Origin of the sequence: Calothrix rhizosoleniae SC01, assembly GCF_900185595.1 — a bacterium.
Lineage (GTDB): Bacteria > Cyanobacteriota > Cyanobacteriia > Cyanobacteriales > Nostocaceae > Calothrix_A > Calothrix_A rhizosoleniae.
Map to the genome: position 1 here is coordinate 1 of NZ_FYBH01000001.1, position 3,627 is coordinate 3,627.

General features: G+C 38.1%; 3 protein-coding genes and 1 pseudogene. All 4 read right to left on the reverse strand.

All coding sequences use genetic code 11. The features are described from left to right. Positions 1 to 423: pseudogene (locus CALSC_RS00005) on the reverse strand (glycosyltransferase family 4 protein); the annotation flags it as partial. 114 nt (positions 424 to 537) lie between these two features. Then, positions 538 to 1,704 (reverse strand): DegT/DnrJ/EryC1/StrS family aminotransferase, encoded by a 1,167-nt coding sequence (locus CALSC_RS00010; protein WP_159460542.1) that lies wholly within the window; start codon positions 1,702 to 1,704, stop codon positions 538 to 540. A gap of 132 nt (positions 1,705 to 1,836) precedes the next feature. Beyond that, the gene (locus CALSC_RS00015; protein ID WP_088239395.1) at positions 1,837 to 2,832 is read right to left on the reverse strand and encodes a DUF6625 family protein; all 996 of its coding nucleotides are present in this window, start codon (positions 2,830 to 2,832) and stop codon (positions 1,837 to 1,839) included. An 8-nt stretch (positions 2,833 to 2,840) separates the two neighbouring features. Further along, the coding region (locus CALSC_RS00020) for a glycosyltransferase (RefSeq protein WP_088239396.1) at positions 2,841 to 3,627 on the reverse strand (787 nt) is incomplete at its 5' end.

Sequence of the window (3,627 nt, forward strand, 5' to 3'; positions counted from 1 at the left end):
AGCTGGTACACCCATGCCAAAAATCATTGATGGCTCTTTAGGAGAAACAGGTATGGGTTGATGGATAATGTCAATCTTTTGCTCCCGTATCACTTGCTTAATGATGGGACCCTGATATAGGATCTGGGCCATGAGCCGCACAAATAACTTAACAGTAAAATTGGCGACTCTGCTGGGGAGAAATCTCTCAAATCCACCTATAACCCGCAGCCAATAAGGATCGGGTACCAAGTAAATGCGATCAAAATCATCCTGAAAAAAGGACTTGAGTTCATCACGAGTCCAGTCATGAACTACAAGCCAGGTTTCCACACCGCGCTTACGCAGGAAATGAAAGTAGTGCCATGGCAAAGCTGCTTCACCGCCAAACTTTAAAGATGCATGTTCCGCAACAATAAGAACATGTGGATTATCTAGAGACATCCTAGTGCCTTTATATACTAATAAAAATAAAAAATTATGTGTTAGGTTTCAGGCTTATAGCAGTACGCAATTAGGGTGCGGGTATTACTTATTACTTGTGCGTAGTGCGATACATCAAGAACCAGGAAATTTACACGTCTGGTTTAAAGTAGGAAAGTTAATGCACTGCTTGATCGCAATTTCTGCATTTTTACATCCTGGTATGTGCCCTGGAACGGGGTGTAAATGACTGGTAAACCAATCACTAACAGTAGCATTAAAATTTTTGAATCCCCACCATCTAATATTTTGTTTGATCTCTGGTTCAACCAAAACTGGATAGAATAAATAAGATGGAATCGAGCCTGCAATTACAACTGGCTGTTTATATCCGTTTTGTTCACACCAAAGTTGCCAAATTTTTGCATTTTCTCTCCTACATTTGATATAGTAGTCAATTTTTTTCAACTGATTGAGTCCAAGGGCTGCAATCGGTGCTGGCATTTTCCGACCATAATGAGCTGGACAAATTCCTTGTTCTTCTTCCCTACTAGTGCTGTAAATGGCATACTCTTTATTTAAAAAGTAGTATACATCCCCTAACCACCAAGACTGGGGATGTTTAAATTGGTAAAATTCAAGGGGTACATTACGTAACTGTTCTTCAATCGAGACTTCATCAGGATAGGGAGCTTGATCGTAATATTCTTTAATTCTTGCTGCAAGTCGATCATCATTGGTAACAGCAACACCACCTTGAATAGTGTTAAAAATCTTAGATTTTTCACTACTATAAATGGCAACATCGCCACAGTTACCTACCTTACGCCCCTGATACTCAGCTCCAGTTGTATGAGCACAATCTTCAATCACTTTTAAACCATGCCGTTTTGCCAAATCAATGATAGCTGTATAATCGCGGCAAACTATCCCATAAAGATGATGTAACAGAATTGCCCGTGTTTTGGGAGTGATTTTACTCTCTATCTGGGTAACATCTGCTCCATAGGTATCTAGTTCTATATCGCAATAAACTATTTTCACCCCAGCCCATTTAAATGCATTAGGAACCACAACACAGGTGTAACCAGGCATAATTACCTCATCTCCCGGCTGCAAATCCAGAGCATAAATACATGCACTGAGTGCTACTCTTCCACCCATAAAAGCAAAGGCATATTTTGAGCCATTCCAACGGGCAAATTCGGCTTCATACTGAGACACGACTGTGGCATCTTGCCAAGATAAACGATTAGACAGCCATTTATTTGCCACTTCCACATCATCCCAATCCAATGTCATAGACTTAGAATTGGACATTCTCAATGGTCTGATAAACATCATGTTTAACAGATTACGTGCCTGGTTTTTGCTTATATGTTGTAAATCGTGTTTTATAGTCTTGATCATTAGTACTGTATTCAAAAAATAATCCTATACATCTATAATCTTGGGACTATGTAAGTAGTCAGACTGGGCTTTTGATGATTGCTTGAGTTGCTGCCAAATCTTGTCGATTATGTAGTAGTTTATCCGGCGATGCCAAACATTGTAATCAAAGGTAAGTAATGTTTTAGTTAAAGCTAGCAAGGAAGAGAATTGGGCTGCTAATGGTGGTTTATCAGATTTAGTTAATCCAATGTGTGAGTACGATATATAAAATGATTTCGGGCTATTTTGATAGTTCAGATAGCAGTTTGTTAAACTCTTTTTCCATGTCATGAAATGCATGTACATGACTTCTTGATTTTGATTGTATAGCTTTCCTGAGTCCCAACGCCAGCGATTTGTATGTAGTCCCAGACGTGCGGCAAGCATTGGCTTATATAAATTAGGATAATTAACTAACCACTGGGGCCAAAAAACTGATACCTCACCTCTTTGTGATAACGATTTTACTAAATTAGTCATAGCTGATTCATCAAAACACGTATGTTCTGACGATAGTAATTGAGCTTGGTAATAAAGACATTTAGTAAACAGTTGATTAATCTTATTATTGTTGAGATAAAGGCAAAAATGACCAGATATTGTTTCTTTACCTGCTGATACTATTTCGTATTGACTAAGAATTTCATCATTGATGAATTTACGAATATCTCCCCAGACTATATCAAGATCACAATGTCCCCAAAAGTCATAGTCTTTGATATAGTCTTCAAAGACAACGCCATATGTAGGTTTGAAATCACACATTTTATAGACAAATGGTAAATTAACTTCAAAACCTAATTTTTGGGAAGCTAATAAGTTAAAATCCTCAATGGTAAATGGTACAAATTTGACATTGTTCAGGGAAACATCAGGTATCTCGCAATCAGTAAATACAATCCAGTCAATTCCAGAGTTGTATTTACAGGATTCTAAAAAAGCAGGAAACCAGGTTGGCCATTGACCAAAATAGGCAATAATTAGGGCAATTTTTTTCATTTGTATTATTAATTAAAATTATTGATCTCCAAAATATCTAGATATTTTTCCGCAGCTTTTTCTACGGTAAATTGTTCTAGCCAATCAGCAGAAACAGATTTGTGTTCACCAGACAATATATTCAACATTGCTGATGCCAGAGCTTCCGAGTCATCAACTGGTACTAGTTCGCCATATTTACCATTATCTAGAATTTCTGCTGGACCACTCGGGCAGTCAGTAGAAACTACAGGGATTCCCAAAGCCATAGTCTCAATCAAAAAGGTTGGCAAACCTTCCCAAGCTGAAGATAAAGCTAGCATTGCTGATTTAGTAACGTAAGCATAGGGATTTTTCACAAATCCAGGTAAAGCTACATCATTTTCTAAGCCTAATTCACTTACTAGAGCTTCCAACTGAGATTGTTCGGAACCTACACCAAAAATTACCAACCGACATGGTTGCACTTGTTTGACTTGAGCAAAAGCCTTAATCAAAGTCGGGAAATCCTTTTGCTTTTCTAATCTTCCCGCCGCCAAAATCACGGGTAATTCTCCTGGAGCAAACCAGGGATGATCTACAGGCTGTTTGGCTTTTTCCCAGATTTCAGGATTGATTACTGGGTTATAAATTACCTGAAATTTCGACCTTGGTAAACCAGTTATATTCACTAGATCTTGAGCTACACCAATAGAAGGAGCTATTCTAACATCAGCCCAAGGGTAAAGCAGCTTTAAAGCTAAAGGAGCCCAATATCTGCTACTAAAAGGAGATTTACTACCTGCTTCTACAGATAAATTGGTTTGGTCAGAAACT

Bases quoted from the DNA above. Each gene is read 5' to 3' on its own strand.
- CALSC_RS00015 (WP_088239395.1), bottom strand. From the start codon at position 2,832: ATGAAAAAAATTGCCCTAATTATTGCCTATTTTGGTCAATGGCCAACC.
- CALSC_RS00010 (WP_159460542.1), bottom strand. From the start codon at position 1,704: ATGACATTGGATTGGGATGATGTGGAAGTGGCAAATAAATGGCTGTCT.